Below are 14,614 nucleotides of genomic sequence, written 5' to 3' on the forward strand. Positions count from 1 at the left end.
ATAAATAATATAACTCATGTCGCTGAAAATAGAACAAATTGAACTGTACAAGTTATTCATTCCGTTGAAGGAACCATTTGTGATCTCGCTGGGCCCGATCTACAATGCGGAAAGTGTGATCGTGATCATCCGGACGAACGAGGGCATTACCGGCTTTGGCGAATGCAGTCCGTTCATGAGCATCAACGGGGAAAGCGCAGATACCGGGATGGTGGTGGGGCAGTATTTCGCTCAATTACTGAAAGGAAAAGATCCGCTGCAGATAGAAGACCATATCGACGCGATGGATAAGCTGATGTATGGGAATGCAAGCATCAAGAGTGCATTTGACATGGCGCTTTATGATATCGCTTCTCAGAAAGCCGGACTGCCTTTGTACGCGTTTCTGGGAGGAAATACGAATAAAACGATCATCACCGATTATACGGTGAGTATCGGTGAGCCAATGAAAATGGCGGAGGATGCCTGGAAGATAAAAGAAGAGGGATATCCTGCGATCAAGATCAAGCTGGGTAAGAACGGAGAAACGGATGTGCAGCGCATCCGCGCGATCCGCGAAAGGGTTGGCAATGAAATCCCGCTTCGTATAGACGCCAACCAGGGCTGGGGTGTAGATGAAGCGATCACCACCCTCAGGGCGCTGGAGCCATATGGCATTCAGCATTGCGAGGAACCGATCGCGCGATGGAACTTTATGCAATTGCCCTGGGTGCGCCAGGAAAGCCCGATCCCGATCATGGCCGATGAAAGCTGTGGCGATGATCATGATGTGGAAAGACTGATCCAACTGGGAGCCTGCGATTATATGAATATCAAACTGGGGAAGTCAGGCGGTATATTCAAAGGATTGAAAATGGTGAAACTGGCGGAAGCCGCGCGCATCCATTTGCAGGTAGGGGCCTTCATGGAGTCCCGACTGGCAATGACGGCTTTCGCGCATTTTTCACTTTCCAGTCCGGCGATCGAGCATTTTGATTTTGATACGGCGCTGATGTTTTCTGAAGACCCTGTCACTGGAGGCATCGTTTATGAGAGAAATGGCGTGGTGAGGGTGCCGGAAGTTGCGGGGCTGGGAGCAACGATCAGCGAGAGCTGGCTCAGAAAGATGCAACAGGTGGTGGTTTAGTTATTCGGGAAAGAATATTGGAATTGAAGTAACGCAAAGCCCGCGGAGTAACCGAAACGAACGCAAAGTAATACATGGCGTCCTTTTGGGTTATTTTGCGGGCTTTGCAGTGCTTATACGCAGGCTCTATTCAGGATCTACCGGTGTATTCAATACTTTCCAAAGCATGTCCTTCAATTCAGTCAAACCTTTATTGGTGACCGAGGAGATGAACAGATGCGGGATGTCTTCCGGAAGTTCCTTTTTGATCGCTGCCGTCAGTTCATCATCAAGCATATCGCTTTTGCTGATCGCGATCACAAACTGTTTGTGAAGCAGTTCCGCATTATATTGTTCCAGTTCAGATACGAGGATATCGAATTCTTTCCTGTGGTCATTGCTGTCTGCGGGGATGAGGAACAGGAGGATGGAGTTCCGTTCGATATGGCGCAGGAAACGATGTCCGAGTCCTTTTCCTTCGGCAGCTCCTTCAATGATCCCAGGCAGGTCGGCAATACAAAAGCTTTTCCCGTCCCGGTATTCAACCATTCCAAGGTTAGGGGTGATGGTGGTAAACGCGTAGTCGGCGATCTTAGGCTTTGCCGCGGTGATCACGGACAGCAGGGTTGATTTTCCCGCATTAGGGAAGCCGACGAGGCCCACATCTGCCAGAACCTTAAGTTCGAGTACTTTCCAGCCTTCAAGGCCGGGAAGGCCGGGTTGTGCATATTCGGGAGCCTGGTTGGTGGAGGTGGCAAAATTGCTGTTGCCCAATCCGCCTTTACCGCCAGGCATCCAGATCACCTCCTGTCCGTCATTCAGGATCTCTACTTCCTGTGCGCCTGTTTCTTCGTCACGAGCGATGGTACCGAGGGGCACTTCGATGACAATGTCTTTTCCGAATCGGCCTGTCTTATTATTATCTCCGCCGCCCTCACCGTCTTCTGCCAGCACGTTCTTGTAATAACGCAGGTGAAGGAGGGTCCAGAGGTTCCGGTTGCCTTTCAGGATGATATGGGCACCTCTTCCGCCGTCGCCACCGTCCGGACCGCCCAGGGCGGTCAACTTGTTACGCATAAAATGCCTCTTTCCTGGTCCACCGTGGCCGCTGCGGCAGAATATGCGTATCTGGTCTACAAAATTGCTCTTCTCCAATGTCAAAAAATTTGAATGTGCGAAGATACGGAGAAAGCAGCTGTTGCCCGTTCTCCATTCACCGCTGCCAGATCAACGGTGAATGGAGAACGAACAACGGCCATTCATTTCACATTTCCCGCTTTCGGGGGTGAATATTCCACAAAAAAATGATCAGGTATCTAAAGCTATGGCGTGAATCGGTGCGGCACGGTTTTTTTAAAGAGTAATACATGGACGCAAAAGTCAAAATAGAAAAAAAGCCTTATTTACGGGTAGTGAGAACTACCGAAACCAAACCGGCTGACCGGATGAAAATTCATAGTAAGACGCAAAGCCCTGGAAAGATAGTTATGCCAGTTCAACCGGTGAGGTACATTAAGGCCAGGAAACATGATTGTTTATAACCTTAAATTATTTGTTATGTTACGTTGGACAGTAGTATTTCTGATCATTGCCATTGTTGCAGCAATTTTCGGATTCGGTGGGATCGCAGCTGGTGCCGCATCCATCGCTAAGATTTTATTCTTTATTTTTCTGATCCTGTTTATTCTTTCACTTATATTCGGTCGTTCGGTTAGAAGTGATGTTTAACAACGATGGAAAAACAGAATGATAAACCGGCGACAAAACGTTGCCGGTTTTTTTTGTCCGGAAGCAAAAAACATTTTGAGAAAATGACCCGATCCGGAAATCCACTGGCATCATTTTTTCCTTACACACTATATAATTCTGAGAAAATGAAAAGAGCATTATTTATTATAGCGGCCCTGTTAATATTGAGTTGGGTACTTGGGTTTTTCGTCTGGAACGCAGGAACCTTTATTCATATCTGCCTGATCATTGCAGCTATCTTCTGTATGCAGGCAATCATATTGACCCCAAAAGCACTTATGGAACCAAAGACGAAACCAGCATGATCGTACTTTTCATTTATGCATCTGGAAGAAATCTGTAATAATATTTAGTATTTTAGTAATGCTTTACAGATTAGACAGATTAACCAGTCATATGCCGCTATCTAAAGGGACGATCCGTTGGGGTTATTTCATCGCTTTCGTGTTATTGCTGACTTCCTATTTTCTGGTTTTTTTTACGATATACAAACAGAAAAGCGAAACAAGGCAGGTAACTCATTCTCATCTCGTAATTGCCAATCTTGAAACACTCAAGGCAGAGCTAATCGATGCCGAAACAGGTGTCAGAGGATTTTTTCTGACAAAAGATGAGCGCTTTCTTTCCCCTTATATCAGTGGTTCGAAAAATGTCATTCCTCTTTTCAGCGAACTGAAAAATCTTACATCAGATAATAAGTCATACAAAGAAGAACTTGATACGCTGCAGCGGCTGATCATTCGCAGAATGGATCATCTCGATAAAGTGATCACGGTATTCCGGAATAACGGTCTTGTTGTTTCCGATTCCCTGTTGTCCAAAAGAGAATCTGCGAGGCTGAACGTGGACAGTATACGAGCACTGATCTCGAAGATCAAAAGTGAAGAACAGGTTTTGCGAAGCGAACGTAACGACAGGCTGCAGAACTTTTTTGCCGGTACCGAGATCATCTCTATCAGCTCATTGGTTGTAGTACTCGTTACTATCTTTTACTCATTGTTCATTTATAACAGAGGCAGCAAGGAAAAAGAAGCGTCAGATGACAAGGCAAAGCGGTACAGCCTGGAACTGGAAGAGCGGGTAAAGGAATTGAAGCAGGTGAACGAAGAGCTTGAGGTGCTTAAAAGCGTGGAGAAATTTACGTCCACAGGGCGTATCGCACGTACGATCGCACATGAAGTCAGAAATCCATTGACGAATATTTCACTGGCATCGGAGCAATTAAAAGACTTCGCAACAAATAATCCTGAGTCTGAGCTGTTGCTGGATATGATCAGCCGGAACGTCGTACGGATCAACCAGTTGGTATCAGACCTTCTGAACTCAACGAGATTTGCCCAACTGGAATATACTTCCGGTGACATCAATCAGCTTCTTGACGAAACGCTTGAACTGGCTGGTGACAGGATCGAGCTTAATAAGATCAAAGTCAAGAAGACCTATGAGCCGGGGATCGGCACCATCCTGATGGATCGGGAAAAAATGAAACTGGCATTCCTGAATATCATCGTCAATGCTATCGAGGCAATGCCGCAGGAACGGGGGATACTGACTATTTCCACGCGTAAAGCAGGGGATCGATGTGTGGTCGAGATCTCTGACAACGGGTTGGGTATGGACGAGGATACCCTGCAGAAACTGTTTGAACCTTATTTTACGGGTAAACCAAAAGGCAATGGTCTTGGCCTGACAAATACGCAGAATATCATCCTTAATCATAAAGGAAATATAAATGTCAGAAGTGAAGAAGGAATGGGTTCGTCGTTTATTGTATCACTGAGTACGAGAAAGGAAAAAATGGACTAATGGGGAAATGTTTCCCCGTTTTCTGAAGTCATCAGCCCGATCTTTTCAATGGTTTTCAATATAATATCTCTCGTAAAGGGCTTTCCGATGAAAAAATCAGCTCCGGCGTTATAGGCCCGCTCACGATCATTTGCGGTATCGTGCGCTGTGATCATTACAAGTTTACACTTAGGGAACTTGCTTTTGAAATAGCTGATATTTTCAATCCCAAAGCCGTCTTTCAGGTAATTATCAAGGAATATAACGCTGGGTGCCTGCTCTATTACCTTGTTTTTAGCGGCAGTGAGGCTGGTCACGTATTCCGATTGAATATTTTTATAGCGCAAAATGCCCTTTAGCAGATAACAGATATCTACTTCGTCATCAATAATAAGAGCCTGTGGCTTACTTTTTTCATCAACCATTACAACGGGTGAGAGGGTGTTGGGTATTACACTTTTCATATTCACGGCAACAATGAAACAATTTTTTTGCCAAACGAATTAAGGGTATTCACGGATAGCGAATTTTCTAAGTCCGGCATGATTTTATGCTTATTACAAAGCGTTACTCAAAAGAAAGCGTTAATTTCATCTATTAAACAATCTGCGTGTTATGAGCAAAAAAATCCTCATTATTGATGATGATATGGATTTATGTACCCTACTGGGCAGGTTTCTCACCAAGAATGGTTACGAAGTAGAAATGGCATATTCCGGTAGTAAGGGAATTACAAAGTTCACCGAGGGCAAATTTGATCTTGTTATCTGCGATTATCGTCTTGGCGATATGGAGGGTATAAATGTGCTCACTTCATTGCGAAAAGAAAATCCATCTGTAAAGGTGCTGATGATCACGGGCTACTCCGACATAAAAACGGCCGTTGAAGTGATCAAGATGGGCGCATATGACTATATAGTTAAACCATTGATTCCTGATGAGGTGTTGAATGTGGTGAATAAGGCAATTCAGTCAACAGCTCCGGTTGCCGCCGCTCCGGTTGATAATACTGCTTCTGGCAACAAGGTCAGGGCTGGAAAAACGAGTGGTGCCGATGGTGAATTCATGATCGGGAAAGCTTCCGCTACCAGGGCATTATATGATCAGATCAATATCGTAGCCGGAACCAATTACAGTATTATATTATATGGAGAGAGCGGAACCGGTAAAGAAGTAATTGCGAAAACTATACATGACCGCAGCAACCGTAACGGCAAGCCGTTCGTGGCAATGGACTGTGGTACATTATCTAAAGAGCTGGCAGGCAGTGAATTGTTCGGCCATGTGAAAGGGGCATTCACCGGTGCATTACAGGATAAAGAAGGTCATTTTGAACTTGCCGATGGCGGTACCCTGTTTCTTGATGAAGTGGGAAATCTCTCCCTGGATGTTCAGGCAACACTCTTGCGGGTGATCCAGGAAAGAAAGTTCAAGCGTGTGGGTGGCAATAAGGAAATGAATGTGGATGTACGGATCATTGTTGCATCAAATGAGAACCTCCAGGATGCCTACCGCAAAGGAAAGTTCCGCGAAGATCTTTATCACCGTTTCAATGAGTTTTCTGTTAACCTGCCGCCATTGAGGCAACGGCAGGATGATATACTGGCGTTTGCTGAATTCTTCCTTGACAAAACAAGCACAGAGTTAGGCAAGGAAGTAGCTGGGATCGAGGATAGTGTTATGCAAACTTTCCTGCAATATTCATGGCCGGGAAACCTCCGCGAATTCAGGAATGTGGTGCGCAGAGCAGTGCTGCTGACCCCTGCCGGAGAGAAGATCTCGGCTGCATCACTTCCCTGGGAGATCACCAACGCTAATTCGCTTGCGGCAGCCGCAGGACCTGAAAAGCCGGCCGCTACGACTTCGCCCATTTCAATACCGGCTCCAAAAAAAGAGCTGGATCTAAAGGATGCAGCGAGCCGTGCAGAATATGAAACCATCATGGCTGTTTTGCAACAGGTTAACTTCAATAAAAAGAAAGCGGCAGAGATGCTGAATATTGACAGAAAAACGCTGTATAACAAGATCAAGAACTTCCAGGACCAGGAATAGTCATACATCCGAAACATTGTTTTTGTTTTGATAATATGCCCCTTTAACAAAGGGGCATATCTTTTGCAATATTGTTACTCCGTCCTTATCCTCCTACGTTCCAACTGTTTTTATGAAAGTGTTACTACTAATTATCGCCATATATGCGCTGATCTTTAATCAGGCATCGAAGCAAGTGGATGTCAAAGCATCCATGGAGGTGAAACATATAAAAAAAGGGCCTGGCCCGGGTGAAAATATCTATCTGCATCGTGGATCCGTTCCCGTTGAAGGCTCCCCGCTGCGTCAGATCTCGGAAAAAATGATACGGTCGGCAACGCCCGGTTATATGTTTCAGCCGGCGGTCATGCGGGAAAACGAATTACAACAGTCATTATTCCACCCGGTATACTACCCGAATCCGGTCAATATTGAAGGAAGAAAATCCTGAACGCTACATTGCATAAAAAAGTCCCGGACATCAACCCCGGGACTTTTTTTATACAGAACGCTGTATTAGTTATTGCACCAGGATCTTTTTACTGTAGATAGCCTTGCCATTCCCATCCAGTACCCTGACAAGATACATCCCGTTTTGCGTGGACGCAGGCAGCTGAACATTCTCCGTTTGCGTTCCTTTGATATTGATCACGGATTGCACCAGTGACTGACGGCCGATCATATCTGTCATGGACAGCGTATAATTCCCTTCAGGCAAATTCAGGCGCACCGCAAACTGTTTACCCACTACCGGGTTAGGGTAAAGCTGCACCTGTTTATTGGAGATCTCGTTGGTAGACGCGATCAGGGTCGGAATAGCGGCTGATCTGTGCGTTGCCAGCAGATTACTGTTTGCAAGATCGGCACTCTTCCATGCGCCATCAGTGACCTTTGTAGCCCTGAGCGTTTTCATATCAACACTGTATACTGCTGAATTGTCAACCGCACTCGTGATCCATACCGAGTTATCACCGGCAACAGCTACACCGTTTGCCGTGAACGCTTCAGGGATCTCGCTCAGCCGTCCCAGAAGGGTGGCAACTTTTGTTTCGATATTTATTTTGAACACATAATTGCGCGCGGAGAAAACGTAGAGATTGCCGTCATCGTCAGCGATCATATCTCCGCCAAAACTGCTGCAGGAGTTATGAATCGAAACGTGCGTGTTCGTTGGGTCGTCTGTGACGATCCCGAGATTTGTTACGGTGATCTTTTTACCGGTTGTAAACCTGATCAGGCTGTTCGCATCATTGGTAAGGGCGTAACCATTTCCATCAGAAGCGATCGACATACGTGTGATGATATTACTTTGATCGGCTGCTTTTGCAGTTGCGCCTGTAAGACCGGCATCGTTTACAAAGTAAACTTTCATTGTTTTAAGATCGACATAACGCAGCTGATCCATCAGCATGGGCGTGTAGTAAAGACGTTGTGATTTCCGGTCAAAGGCAATGGCTGCCACCCCTGTTCCGAAAGGAATATTGGCAAGAGCACCGAATTGCTTGTCCTGCAATGGTTCCGTCATTTGTTTTTTCGTAGCTGCATCATGTGGTTTGGTTGATGCATCGAGGCCATTCAGCATAATGTCTCCAAATGTTCCTGTTTGAAGATCCAGCTTTCGCAGGGAAGACCAGTTAGCGCCATCCTTCACCGCATCGGTGATGGCATAGGCAAAACGATCCTGAGCAGAGACCAGGGATACGCTACCGCAAAGTAAAAGTGTAAAGGGTAAAAATCTTTTCATAGACCAGTATTTTGGTTATACATAACGGGAAGAGCATAAAAGTTACGACTATTCCCTTGCAGGCGAAAGGAATTCCTGCTTTGCGGGAAAAGATAATATTACCTGAGCGATCAGGGTTTGCCTTTGTTTTGCTTTTGCCGGTTCCGCCAGGTTTCATAACTGGCTTTGGCAGTGATTGTTGTTGCAGGCTTTTTGCGCAAAGGCTCGCAAGGATGGCTGAACGAGTGGAGCTGAGCAGGAAGTGCCTGGTACAGTGCAGTGCCGTCTTTTTTCCAGGCCATCATTTCATTGCTGACCTTTTTGATGAATTTAGCCGGAAGGCCGGCGATCAGGCTACGCCGTGCGAATTGCCCTCCCTCTTTTATAAATGCCAAAGCGCCAACGATGCATTCATCTCCCAGCACAACATGGTCCATGATCACAGCATTAATGCCGATCAGGCAGTGACGCCCTATAGTCGCTCCATGGATCACGGCACCGTGGCCAATATGTGCTCCTTTTTTTAAAGTAACCGTCAGCCCGGGAAACATATGCACCGTGCAATTTTCCTGCACATTGCACCCATCTTCCAGGATGATCTGTCCCCAGTCGCCACGAAGCGCCGCCCCCGGACCGATATAACAATCTTTACCGATGATGACATTGCCGGTAACTGCAGCCTGAGGGTGGACGTAGGAACTTGGATGACAGACGGGCGTATGCCCATTGAACGTATAAAACATGGTACGCTAATTATGATACGCTAATTACGCGAATTATTTTTCAATGAGAGCGGATTTCAAGGATTCAGGAACTCCAATTCGCGGAATTCGCGTTTAAAATCCGCGTCTTACATTTGAGCTATGAAGATCATTATTGCTCCGGATAAGTTCAAGGGTTCTTTAACGAGTGAAGATGTTTGTAAAGCAATTGAAGAAGGGATAGTTAGTGTGAGAGAAGAAGCGCTGGAAATACTGCGTTTTCCGATGGCTGATGGAGGTGATGGGTTCAATATCGTCCTGCAGCATTATTTCCATACAGAAACAATTGAAGTGGATACGGTTGATCCGCTTGGCCGCCCGATCAAAGCGCCTTATCAGTGGAATGCGGAAACGAAGGTGGCGATCATTGAAATGGCAACCGCGAGTGGGCTGGTGTTACTTGAACCGGAAGAGAGAAATCCGCTCCATACCTCTACTTATGGAACAGGGTTGCTGCTGAAAGATGCATTGACGCGCGGTGCCACCCGCGTTATCCTGGGGCTTGGAGGAAGCGCGACCAATGATGCTGGTATCGGGATCCTGTCAGCGCTTGGTTTTTCTTTTATCAGTGAAACCGGCAAAGAACTTGAGCCAACGGGAGGCAATCTTTCTCTGGTTCATTCGATCGTATCTCCCGATAGATTACCGGAGATCTCATTTCAGATCGCGGCAGATGTAGAAAATCCTTTGTACGGTGCAAAGGGAGCTGCTTATGTTTACGGTCCTCAGAAAGGTGCCGATCAGGAAATGGTGAAGCAGCTGGACAATGGCTTGCGTAATTTCGCGCAGCTGATCGAAGCCCGCCGGTCCGTTGATATCGCCTCTTTTCCTGGTGCGGGTGCGGCTGGTGGTATTGCGGCAGGGCTGAGCGCTTTCTTCAAGCTGGATATGAGTAAAGGGGTAGAGCTGGTCTTGCAAGCCAATAAACTGGAAGACGAGTTGCACAATGCGGATCTTCTTATTACAGGTGAAGGGCGTATCGATGATCAGAGCGGTTCCGGAAAGGTAGTTGGCACCATCGCATCTCTCGCGAAAAAGTATAAAATCCCCTGCATTGCTTTTTGTGGTTTGCTGGAAGCTTCAAAGGAAGAGCTTGAAGACCTTGGCGTAACCGAAGCTTTCGCCATTGCAGCTCCTGATAGAAGTGCAGAAGAGAATATGAAGAACGGTTATACGCTCTTAAAAGCGACGGTTATTCAATACTTCGGAGAGAGTTTTAAATTTAAACAGCCAAATAAATAAAAGTATATTTCCATGCTACAGCAACGGTTTCCCCGTTCTGAAACAGGTGCCCTTGAACACTGCCACGATATGATCCCGCTGATTGATGATCGTGATATGATACAATCCTGTTGATCGCCCGTTATGGATCTCTTTCGCCTCGGCGATCAGTTCATCGCCAACATGAACAGGCTTTGTGAAATTGATGGAAGTATCCAGCGCAACAGACAGATTGTTGCGGTTATTGCAAGCAAACGCAAACGCGCTATCACCCAAAGAGAAGGCAACGCCCCCATGAACGATCCCAAAACCGTTGATCATCTCGGCACGGACCGTCATTTTTATTTTACTGTAACCTTCACGTACTTCAATAACAGAAATTCCAAGCCACTGACTGAAGAGATCATCTCTCATCATTTTATCGACCACCTGTGCTGGACTTGCGGGAGTACTTGTCATAGCTTGTTATTTTCCTTTGAATGATGGTTTTCTTTTTTCAAGGAAGGCGTTCACACCTTCCTTGTAATCTTCGGTCTGCGCACTTTTTTGCTGGTAATCGTCTTCTGCAAGCAATTGCTGGTCGAGTGTATTGCTGAAGGAAAGGCTTAGTACTTTTTTTGTATAAGCCAGACCTTTTGTTGGCATGGCTGCGAGGTAGGAGGTTGTTTGTTTTATCTGTTCAGTAAAAGCCGTGTCTTCGGCAACTTTATAGATCATGCCCGCTTTCTCTGCGTCGGCGGCTGTGATCTTCTCGCCCATCATCATCAGTGCGGATGCTTTTTGCCACCCGATCAATCGCGGGAGGAAGTAAGTGCCGCCGCTATCGGGTATCAGGCCGATCTTGCTGAAAGCCTGGATAAATGATGCGGAGGAGGCGGCGATGACGAGATCGCAGCATAACGCAATGTTGGCACCGGCACCGGCGGCCACACCGTTTACGGCTGCCACCACCGGTTTTTCCAGGTTGCGGATGCGCGTAATGATGGGGTTGTAGTGTTCTGATAAGATCCGCTGCATGCCTGGCCCTTCGGGATCTGTTACTTCGGCAAGATCCTGACCGGCGGAAAAAGCTTTTCCCGAACCGGTGATGCATACACAGCGCACCTGTTCATCTTTGCATGCATCAAGTTTATCCTGCATCAGCAAGGCCATCTCACGGTTGAAGGAATTCAGCTTATCCGGACGATTGAGCGTGATAGTGGCCACCTGCTGATCGATCTCAAAAAGAATAGATGACATGTAATATGTTTAATGACATTTAAAATAATCAAAAGGCTCCTGGCAGTCTTTGCATTGATAAAGTGATTTGCAGGCTGTACTGCCGAATTCACTGATCAGTCGCGTATGCCATGATTCGCAATGGGGGCACTGAATCGCTTCATCATTCATGAACAGGTCATGATGACAAACCTGCTGAAGAGGATTCGGCGGAGCGATGCCATATTCTTTCAGCTTCTTTTTTCCCTGTTCGCTCATCCATTCAGTGGTCCACGCGGGAGACAGCACCTGCAATACACTGACGTTCTTATAGCCAGCTGCAAGCAGTTCCATCCTGACAGATGCACTGATCATATCCATAGCAGGGCAACCGGTATACGTGGGCGTGATCACCACTTCCACGTCATCATCGTTCACTGTTACCTTTCTGACAATGCCAAGGTCCAGTATCGACAAAACAGGTACTTCCGGATCCATGATATTGGAGAGGATGGTCCAGACAGGTTGGGTTGATATGTCTACCGGGTAGATCATGTGTTTGATGGATCAGTTTATTACCATTCGGCACCGGGATAAGCCCTTTGCAGGAATTGCATTTCTGCGAGCACGAATCCGATATGTTCAGTATGATTTCCTTCTTTGCCACCGGTATGCATGAAAACATTTCCCGGGAGATCAAGTGTAGCAGCATGGAAGATCTCTGCTGTCTTTTCCATCCACGCGTCTTTTAAAGATCCCGGATCAGGGGCTGTTTGTTTGTTTGCTATTTCTTTTTCAAATGGTACGGGGATGAACATTTCGCCGGTATATGGCCATAACTCCTGTAATGCATCATTCATACGGCGATGACTTTCCGCTGTTCCATCGCCGAGTCGTATCACCCACTCGCTGCTCCAGCGAAGATGATACGTTACTTCTTTCAATGCTTTTGCGGCAATAGCGGCAAGCTGTTCGTCATTGCTTTGCTGCAGCTTTGTGTATAACAGATGCTGATAGTTGCTGAAAAAGAATTGCCGGAGTATTGTTGAGCCCCAGTCTCCGTTCGGCAGTTCAACCAGCAAAAGATTCCTGAATTCCCTTGCATCACGCAGGTAAGCCAGTGTATCTTCAGTAGATCCGTCATTCCGGATAATGGCAGCATACTGATAAAAGTTTCTTGCCTGTCCGATCAGATCAAGCGAAATATTCGTGATCGCGATATCCTGCTCCAGTACCGGTCCATGCCCGCACCATTCGCTGTTGCGTTGGCCGAGGAGAAGGGTGGAGTCGGCGAGGGAGAGGGAGTAGTTGAGTAGAGACATTCTTTAGTTGTTCGTTGTTCGTTGACCGTTGTCCGTTGACCGTTGACCGGAGCTGTGCTTCAATTGTATTCCGGTGAACGGTGAACGGACAACGGACAACAATTGGCCTGTTCAGATTTCTACATATGCCCCACTTCATCCGGCAGATCATAAAACGTTGGGTGCCGGTAGATCTTATCATTGGAGGGTTCGTAGAGACTGGCAGATTCGTCAGGGTTGCTGGCGTGAATATGTTTGGATTCTATGGCCCAGATGCTGACGCCTTCCATGCGGCGGGTGTATACGTCACGGGCGTTCTCGATGGCCATCTGAGCATCTGCGGCGTGAAGGCTGCCGACGTGTTTATGGTCGAGGCCCTGTTTGCTGCGGATAAAGATCTCCCAGAGCGGCCAGTCGTTGTTCGTTTGTTGCGTTACGATCCCTCCCCCGGCCTTGTCTTCAGGAATATCACCGTAATAAAATAATCTTATCTGGATGGACATATAGCGGTAAGTAAAAAGTAAAAAGTAAAAAGTAAAAATTTTTAAACAGCCTTTCTTATATCAGCATCGTTATTTAGGCTTTCTAATTTTGACTTTTGCCTTTTGTTCGCAAAAGCCGTGGCCGCTTCCCGCACCCACTCGCCTTCAGCCCAGGCTTTTTTCCTGGCATCGAGGCGTTGTTTGTTGCAGGGGCCGTTGCCTTTAACAACGTTCCAGAATTCGTCCCAGTTTATTTCGCCAAAATCATGACAGCCTTTTGCTTCATTCCATTTCAGATCGGGATCGGGCAGTGTCATTCCCAGTACTTTTATCTGCTGCACGCACATATCCACGAAGCTTTGTCTAAGTTCATCGTTGCTTTTTCGTTTGATCTTCCATTTCATGCTTTGATCGCTGTTGGTGCTTTCGGTGTCTTTTGGGCCGAACATCATAAGGCTTGGCCACCACCAGCGGTTGATCGCATCCTGGCACATGGCTTTCTGCGCGTCTGTTCCTTTGGATAAAGCGATGAGGATATCGAAACCCTGCCGCTGGTGGAAACTTTCTTCCTTACAGATCCGCACCATGGCCCTTGCATAAGGTCCGTAGGAAGTGCGGCAGAGCATTACCTGGTTTAAGATGGCGGCACCATCCACCAGCCAGCCGATCGCACCGATATCTGCCCAGGTAAGTGTGGGGTAATTAAAAATGGATGAATACTTGGCTTTCCCACTATGCAGGTCGTTGATCATCTGCTCGCGGGAGGTTCCCAGGGTTTCAGCGGCAGAGTAAAGGTATAACCCATGGCCGGCTTCGTCCTGCACCTTGGCGATCAGGATCGCTTTGCGTTTCAGGGACGGAGCGCGGGAGATCCAGTTACCTTCCGGCAGCATGCCTACTATTTCGCTGTGAGCGTGCTGGCTGATCTGGCGTACCAGGGTTTTCCGGTAAGCTTCCGGCATCCAGTCGCGGGGCTCGATCTTGATCTCCTGATCGACCCTCTCCTGGAAAAGCGTATCGTTATGTTGAGCTGTGGACATAGGTACAAAGCTAGTAAAAACTAACGGGTGTATGTGCCTTTTGTGGCAGGAAACTGCAGGAAGGCTGTTTCCGGGATAGCTCCTTATGTCTGGCGGATTATTGCCCTGGGGACTGGCGTAACAGTATCGCAAAGCACGCAAAGGCTCCGCCAGGAACGCAAAGAAATTGTTAGTGTCCCTTGCGGGGCCTTTGCGCGCTTTGTGATACTTCCCTTCGGC

At 47.1% G+C, this 14,614-nt stretch carries 18 protein-coding genes; 8 read left to right on the forward strand and 10 right to left on the reverse strand.

Features of this window, described 5'->3' with window-relative positions; genetic code table 11:
* Positions 1–16: 16 nt before the first annotated feature.
* Entirely contained in the window at positions 17–1,126 is a 1,110-nt protein-coding gene (locus tag LZZ85_RS17520; RefSeq protein ID WP_237874638.1) for a mandelate racemase/muconate lactonizing enzyme family protein, read from the forward strand.
* 126 nt (positions 1,127–1,252) lie between these two features.
* On the opposite strand, the gene obgE is transcribed toward LZZ85_RS17520, so the two are convergent.
* Positions 1,253–2,266: a GTPase ObgE gene (obgE, locus tag LZZ85_RS17525; protein ID WP_349291745.1), complete on the reverse strand. Its 1,014-nt coding sequence runs from the start codon at positions 2,264–2,266 to the stop codon at positions 1,253–1,255.
* A 9-nt stretch (positions 2,267–2,275) separates the two neighbouring features.
* Here obgE and LZZ85_RS17530 point away from each other — a divergent pair, with 9 nt between their 5' ends.
* The 4 genes from LZZ85_RS17530 to LZZ85_RS17545 all read left to right on the forward strand — a co-directional run bounded on the left by LZZ85_RS17530 (position 2,276) and on the right by LZZ85_RS17545 (position 4,660).
* Positions 2,276–2,413 (forward strand): hypothetical protein, encoded by a 138-nt coding sequence (locus LZZ85_RS17530; protein ID WP_237874640.1) that lies wholly within the window; start codon positions 2,276–2,278, stop codon positions 2,411–2,413.
* A gap of 249 nt (positions 2,414–2,662) precedes the next feature.
* Positions 2,663–2,833, forward strand: coding sequence for a DUF1328 family protein (locus tag LZZ85_RS17535; RefSeq protein ID WP_237874641.1), 171 nt, complete (start codon positions 2,663–2,665; stop codon positions 2,831–2,833).
* A 146-nt stretch (positions 2,834–2,979) separates the two neighbouring features.
* Positions 2,980–3,159: a DUF5670 family protein gene (locus LZZ85_RS17540; RefSeq protein ID WP_237874642.1), complete on the forward strand. Its 180-nt coding sequence runs from the start codon at positions 2,980–2,982 to the stop codon at positions 3,157–3,159.
* Between the two features lie 91 nt (positions 3,160–3,250).
* Positions 3,251–4,660, forward strand: coding sequence for a CHASE3 domain-containing protein (locus LZZ85_RS17545; protein ID WP_237874643.1), 1,410 nt, complete (start codon positions 3,251–3,253; stop codon positions 4,658–4,660).
* Here LZZ85_RS17545 and LZZ85_RS17550 read toward each other — a convergent pair.
* Positions 4,657–5,103 (reverse strand): response regulator, encoded by a 447-nt coding sequence (locus LZZ85_RS17550; protein ID WP_237874644.1) that lies wholly within the window; start codon positions 5,101–5,103, stop codon positions 4,657–4,659. The genes LZZ85_RS17545 and LZZ85_RS17550 overlap by 4 nt on opposite strands.
* A gap of 151 nt (positions 5,104–5,254) precedes the next feature.
* On the opposite strand from LZZ85_RS17550, the gene LZZ85_RS17555 reads away from it, so the two are divergent.
* Positions 5,255–6,691 carry a sigma-54-dependent transcriptional regulator gene (locus tag LZZ85_RS17555; RefSeq protein WP_237874645.1) on the forward strand — a complete coding sequence of 479 codons (1,437 nt, stop codon included), beginning with the start codon at positions 5,255–5,257 and terminating at the stop codon, positions 6,689–6,691.
* Positions 6,692–6,803: 112 nt separating this feature from the next.
* A complete protein-coding gene (locus tag LZZ85_RS17560) occupies positions 6,804–7,121 on the forward strand; it encodes a hypothetical protein (protein WP_237874646.1) in 318 nt (105 codons plus the stop codon).
* Between the two features lie 69 nt (positions 7,122–7,190).
* Here LZZ85_RS17560 and LZZ85_RS17565 read toward each other — a convergent pair whose 3' ends face one another.
* Positions 7,191–8,414 (reverse strand): T9SS type A sorting domain-containing protein, encoded by a 1,224-nt coding sequence (locus tag LZZ85_RS17565; RefSeq protein ID WP_237874647.1) that lies wholly within the window; start codon positions 8,412–8,414, stop codon positions 7,191–7,193.
* A 110-nt stretch (positions 8,415–8,524) separates the two neighbouring features.
* Positions 8,525–9,136 (reverse strand): acyltransferase, encoded by a 612-nt coding sequence (locus LZZ85_RS17570; RefSeq protein WP_237874648.1) that lies wholly within the window; start codon positions 9,134–9,136, stop codon positions 8,525–8,527.
* A gap of 120 nt (positions 9,137–9,256) precedes the next feature.
* Here LZZ85_RS17570 and LZZ85_RS17575 point away from each other — a divergent pair, with 120 nt between their 5' ends.
* Entirely contained in the window at positions 9,257–10,396 is a 1,140-nt protein-coding gene (locus LZZ85_RS17575; protein ID WP_237874649.1) for a glycerate kinase, read from the forward strand.
* Between the two features lie 15 nt (positions 10,397–10,411).
* Here the strand turns inward: LZZ85_RS17575 and paaI are convergent, their stop codons facing one another.
* The 6 genes from paaI to paaA all read right to left on the reverse strand — a co-directional run bounded on the left by paaI (position 10,412) and on the right by paaA (position 14,395).
* Entirely contained in the window at positions 10,412–10,834 is a 423-nt protein-coding gene (paaI, locus tag LZZ85_RS17580) for a hydroxyphenylacetyl-CoA thioesterase PaaI (RefSeq protein WP_237874650.1), read from the reverse strand.
* 6 nt (positions 10,835–10,840) lie between these two features.
* A complete protein-coding gene (locus tag LZZ85_RS17585) occupies positions 10,841–11,614 on the reverse strand; it encodes an enoyl-CoA hydratase-related protein (RefSeq protein ID WP_237874651.1) in 774 nt (257 codons plus the stop codon).
* A 9-nt stretch (positions 11,615–11,623) separates the two neighbouring features.
* Positions 11,624–12,127, reverse strand: coding sequence for a 1,2-phenylacetyl-CoA epoxidase subunit PaaD (gene paaD / locus LZZ85_RS17590; RefSeq protein WP_237874652.1), 504 nt, complete (start codon positions 12,125–12,127; stop codon positions 11,624–11,626).
* A gap of 20 nt (positions 12,128–12,147) precedes the next feature.
* On the reverse strand, positions 12,148–12,894 hold the full coding sequence (gene paaC / locus LZZ85_RS17595) for a 1,2-phenylacetyl-CoA epoxidase subunit PaaC (RefSeq protein ID WP_237874653.1): 747 nt from the start codon (positions 12,892–12,894) through the stop codon (positions 12,148–12,150).
* Positions 12,895–13,013: 119 nt separating this feature from the next.
* On the reverse strand, positions 13,014–13,376 hold the full coding sequence (paaB, locus tag LZZ85_RS17600; protein WP_349291746.1) for a 1,2-phenylacetyl-CoA epoxidase subunit PaaB: 363 nt from the start codon (positions 13,374–13,376) through the stop codon (positions 13,014–13,016).
* 41 nt (positions 13,377–13,417) lie between these two features.
* Entirely contained in the window at positions 13,418–14,395 is a 978-nt protein-coding gene (gene paaA / locus LZZ85_RS17605) for a 1,2-phenylacetyl-CoA epoxidase subunit PaaA (RefSeq protein WP_237874654.1), read from the reverse strand.
* Between the last annotated feature and the right edge of the window lie 219 nt (positions 14,396–14,614).

Origin of the sequence: Terrimonas ginsenosidimutans (genome assembly GCF_022012415.1) — a bacterium.
GTDB lineage: Bacteria > Bacteroidota > Bacteroidia > Chitinophagales > Chitinophagaceae > Terrimonas_A > Terrimonas_A ginsenosidimutans.

Excerpts from the sequence above, each read along its gene's own strand:
- LZZ85_RS17545 (WP_237874643.1), top strand. The coding sequence starts at position 3,251 with ATGCCGCTATCTAAAGGGACGATCCGTTGGGGTTATTTCATCGCTTTC.
- LZZ85_RS17530 (WP_237874640.1), top strand. The coding sequence starts at position 2,276 with ATGTGCGAAGATACGGAGAAAGCAGCTGTTGCCCGTTCTCCATTCACC.
- LZZ85_RS17555 (WP_237874645.1), top strand. The coding sequence starts at position 5,255 with ATGAGCAAAAAAATCCTCATTATTGATGATGATATGGATTTATGTACC.
- LZZ85_RS17565 (WP_237874647.1), bottom strand. The coding sequence starts at position 8,414 with ATGAAAAGATTTTTACCCTTTACACTTTTACTTTGCGGTAGCGTATCC.
- LZZ85_RS17570 (WP_237874648.1), bottom strand. The coding sequence starts at position 9,136 with ATGTTTTATACGTTCAATGGGCATACGCCCGTCTGTCATCCAAGTTCC.
- paaI (WP_237874650.1), bottom strand. The coding sequence starts at position 10,834 with ATGACAAGTACTCCCGCAAGTCCAGCACAGGTGGTCGATAAAATGATG.
- LZZ85_RS17585 (WP_237874651.1), bottom strand. The coding sequence starts at position 11,614 with ATGTCATCTATTCTTTTTGAGATCGATCAGCAGGTGGCCACTATCACG.
- paaB (WP_349291746.1), bottom strand. The coding sequence starts at position 13,376 with ATGTCCATCCAGATAAGATTATTTTATTACGGTGATATTCCTGAAGAC.
- LZZ85_RS17535 (WP_237874641.1), top strand. The coding sequence starts at position 2,663 with ATGTTACGTTGGACAGTAGTATTTCTGATCATTGCCATTGTTGCAGCA.
- paaC (WP_237874653.1), bottom strand. The coding sequence starts at position 12,894 with ATGTCTCTACTCAACTACTCCCTCTCCCTCGCCGACTCCACCCTTCTC.
- LZZ85_RS17540 (WP_237874642.1), top strand. The coding sequence starts at position 2,980 with ATGAAAAGAGCATTATTTATTATAGCGGCCCTGTTAATATTGAGTTGG.
- paaD (WP_237874652.1), bottom strand. The coding sequence starts at position 12,127 with ATGATCTACCCGGTAGACATATCAACCCAACCTGTCTGGACCATCCTC.
- LZZ85_RS17520 (WP_237874638.1), top strand. The coding sequence starts at position 17 with ATGTCGCTGAAAATAGAACAAATTGAACTGTACAAGTTATTCATTCCG.
- LZZ85_RS17560 (WP_237874646.1), top strand. The coding sequence starts at position 6,804 with ATGAAAGTGTTACTACTAATTATCGCCATATATGCGCTGATCTTTAAT.
- LZZ85_RS17550 (WP_237874644.1), bottom strand. The coding sequence starts at position 5,103 with ATGAAAAGTGTAATACCCAACACCCTCTCACCCGTTGTAATGGTTGAT.
- paaA (WP_237874654.1), bottom strand. The coding sequence starts at position 14,395 with ATGTCCACAGCTCAACATAACGATACGCTTTTCCAGGAGAGGGTCGAT.
- LZZ85_RS17575 (WP_237874649.1), top strand. The coding sequence starts at position 9,257 with ATGAAGATCATTATTGCTCCGGATAAGTTCAAGGGTTCTTTAACGAGT.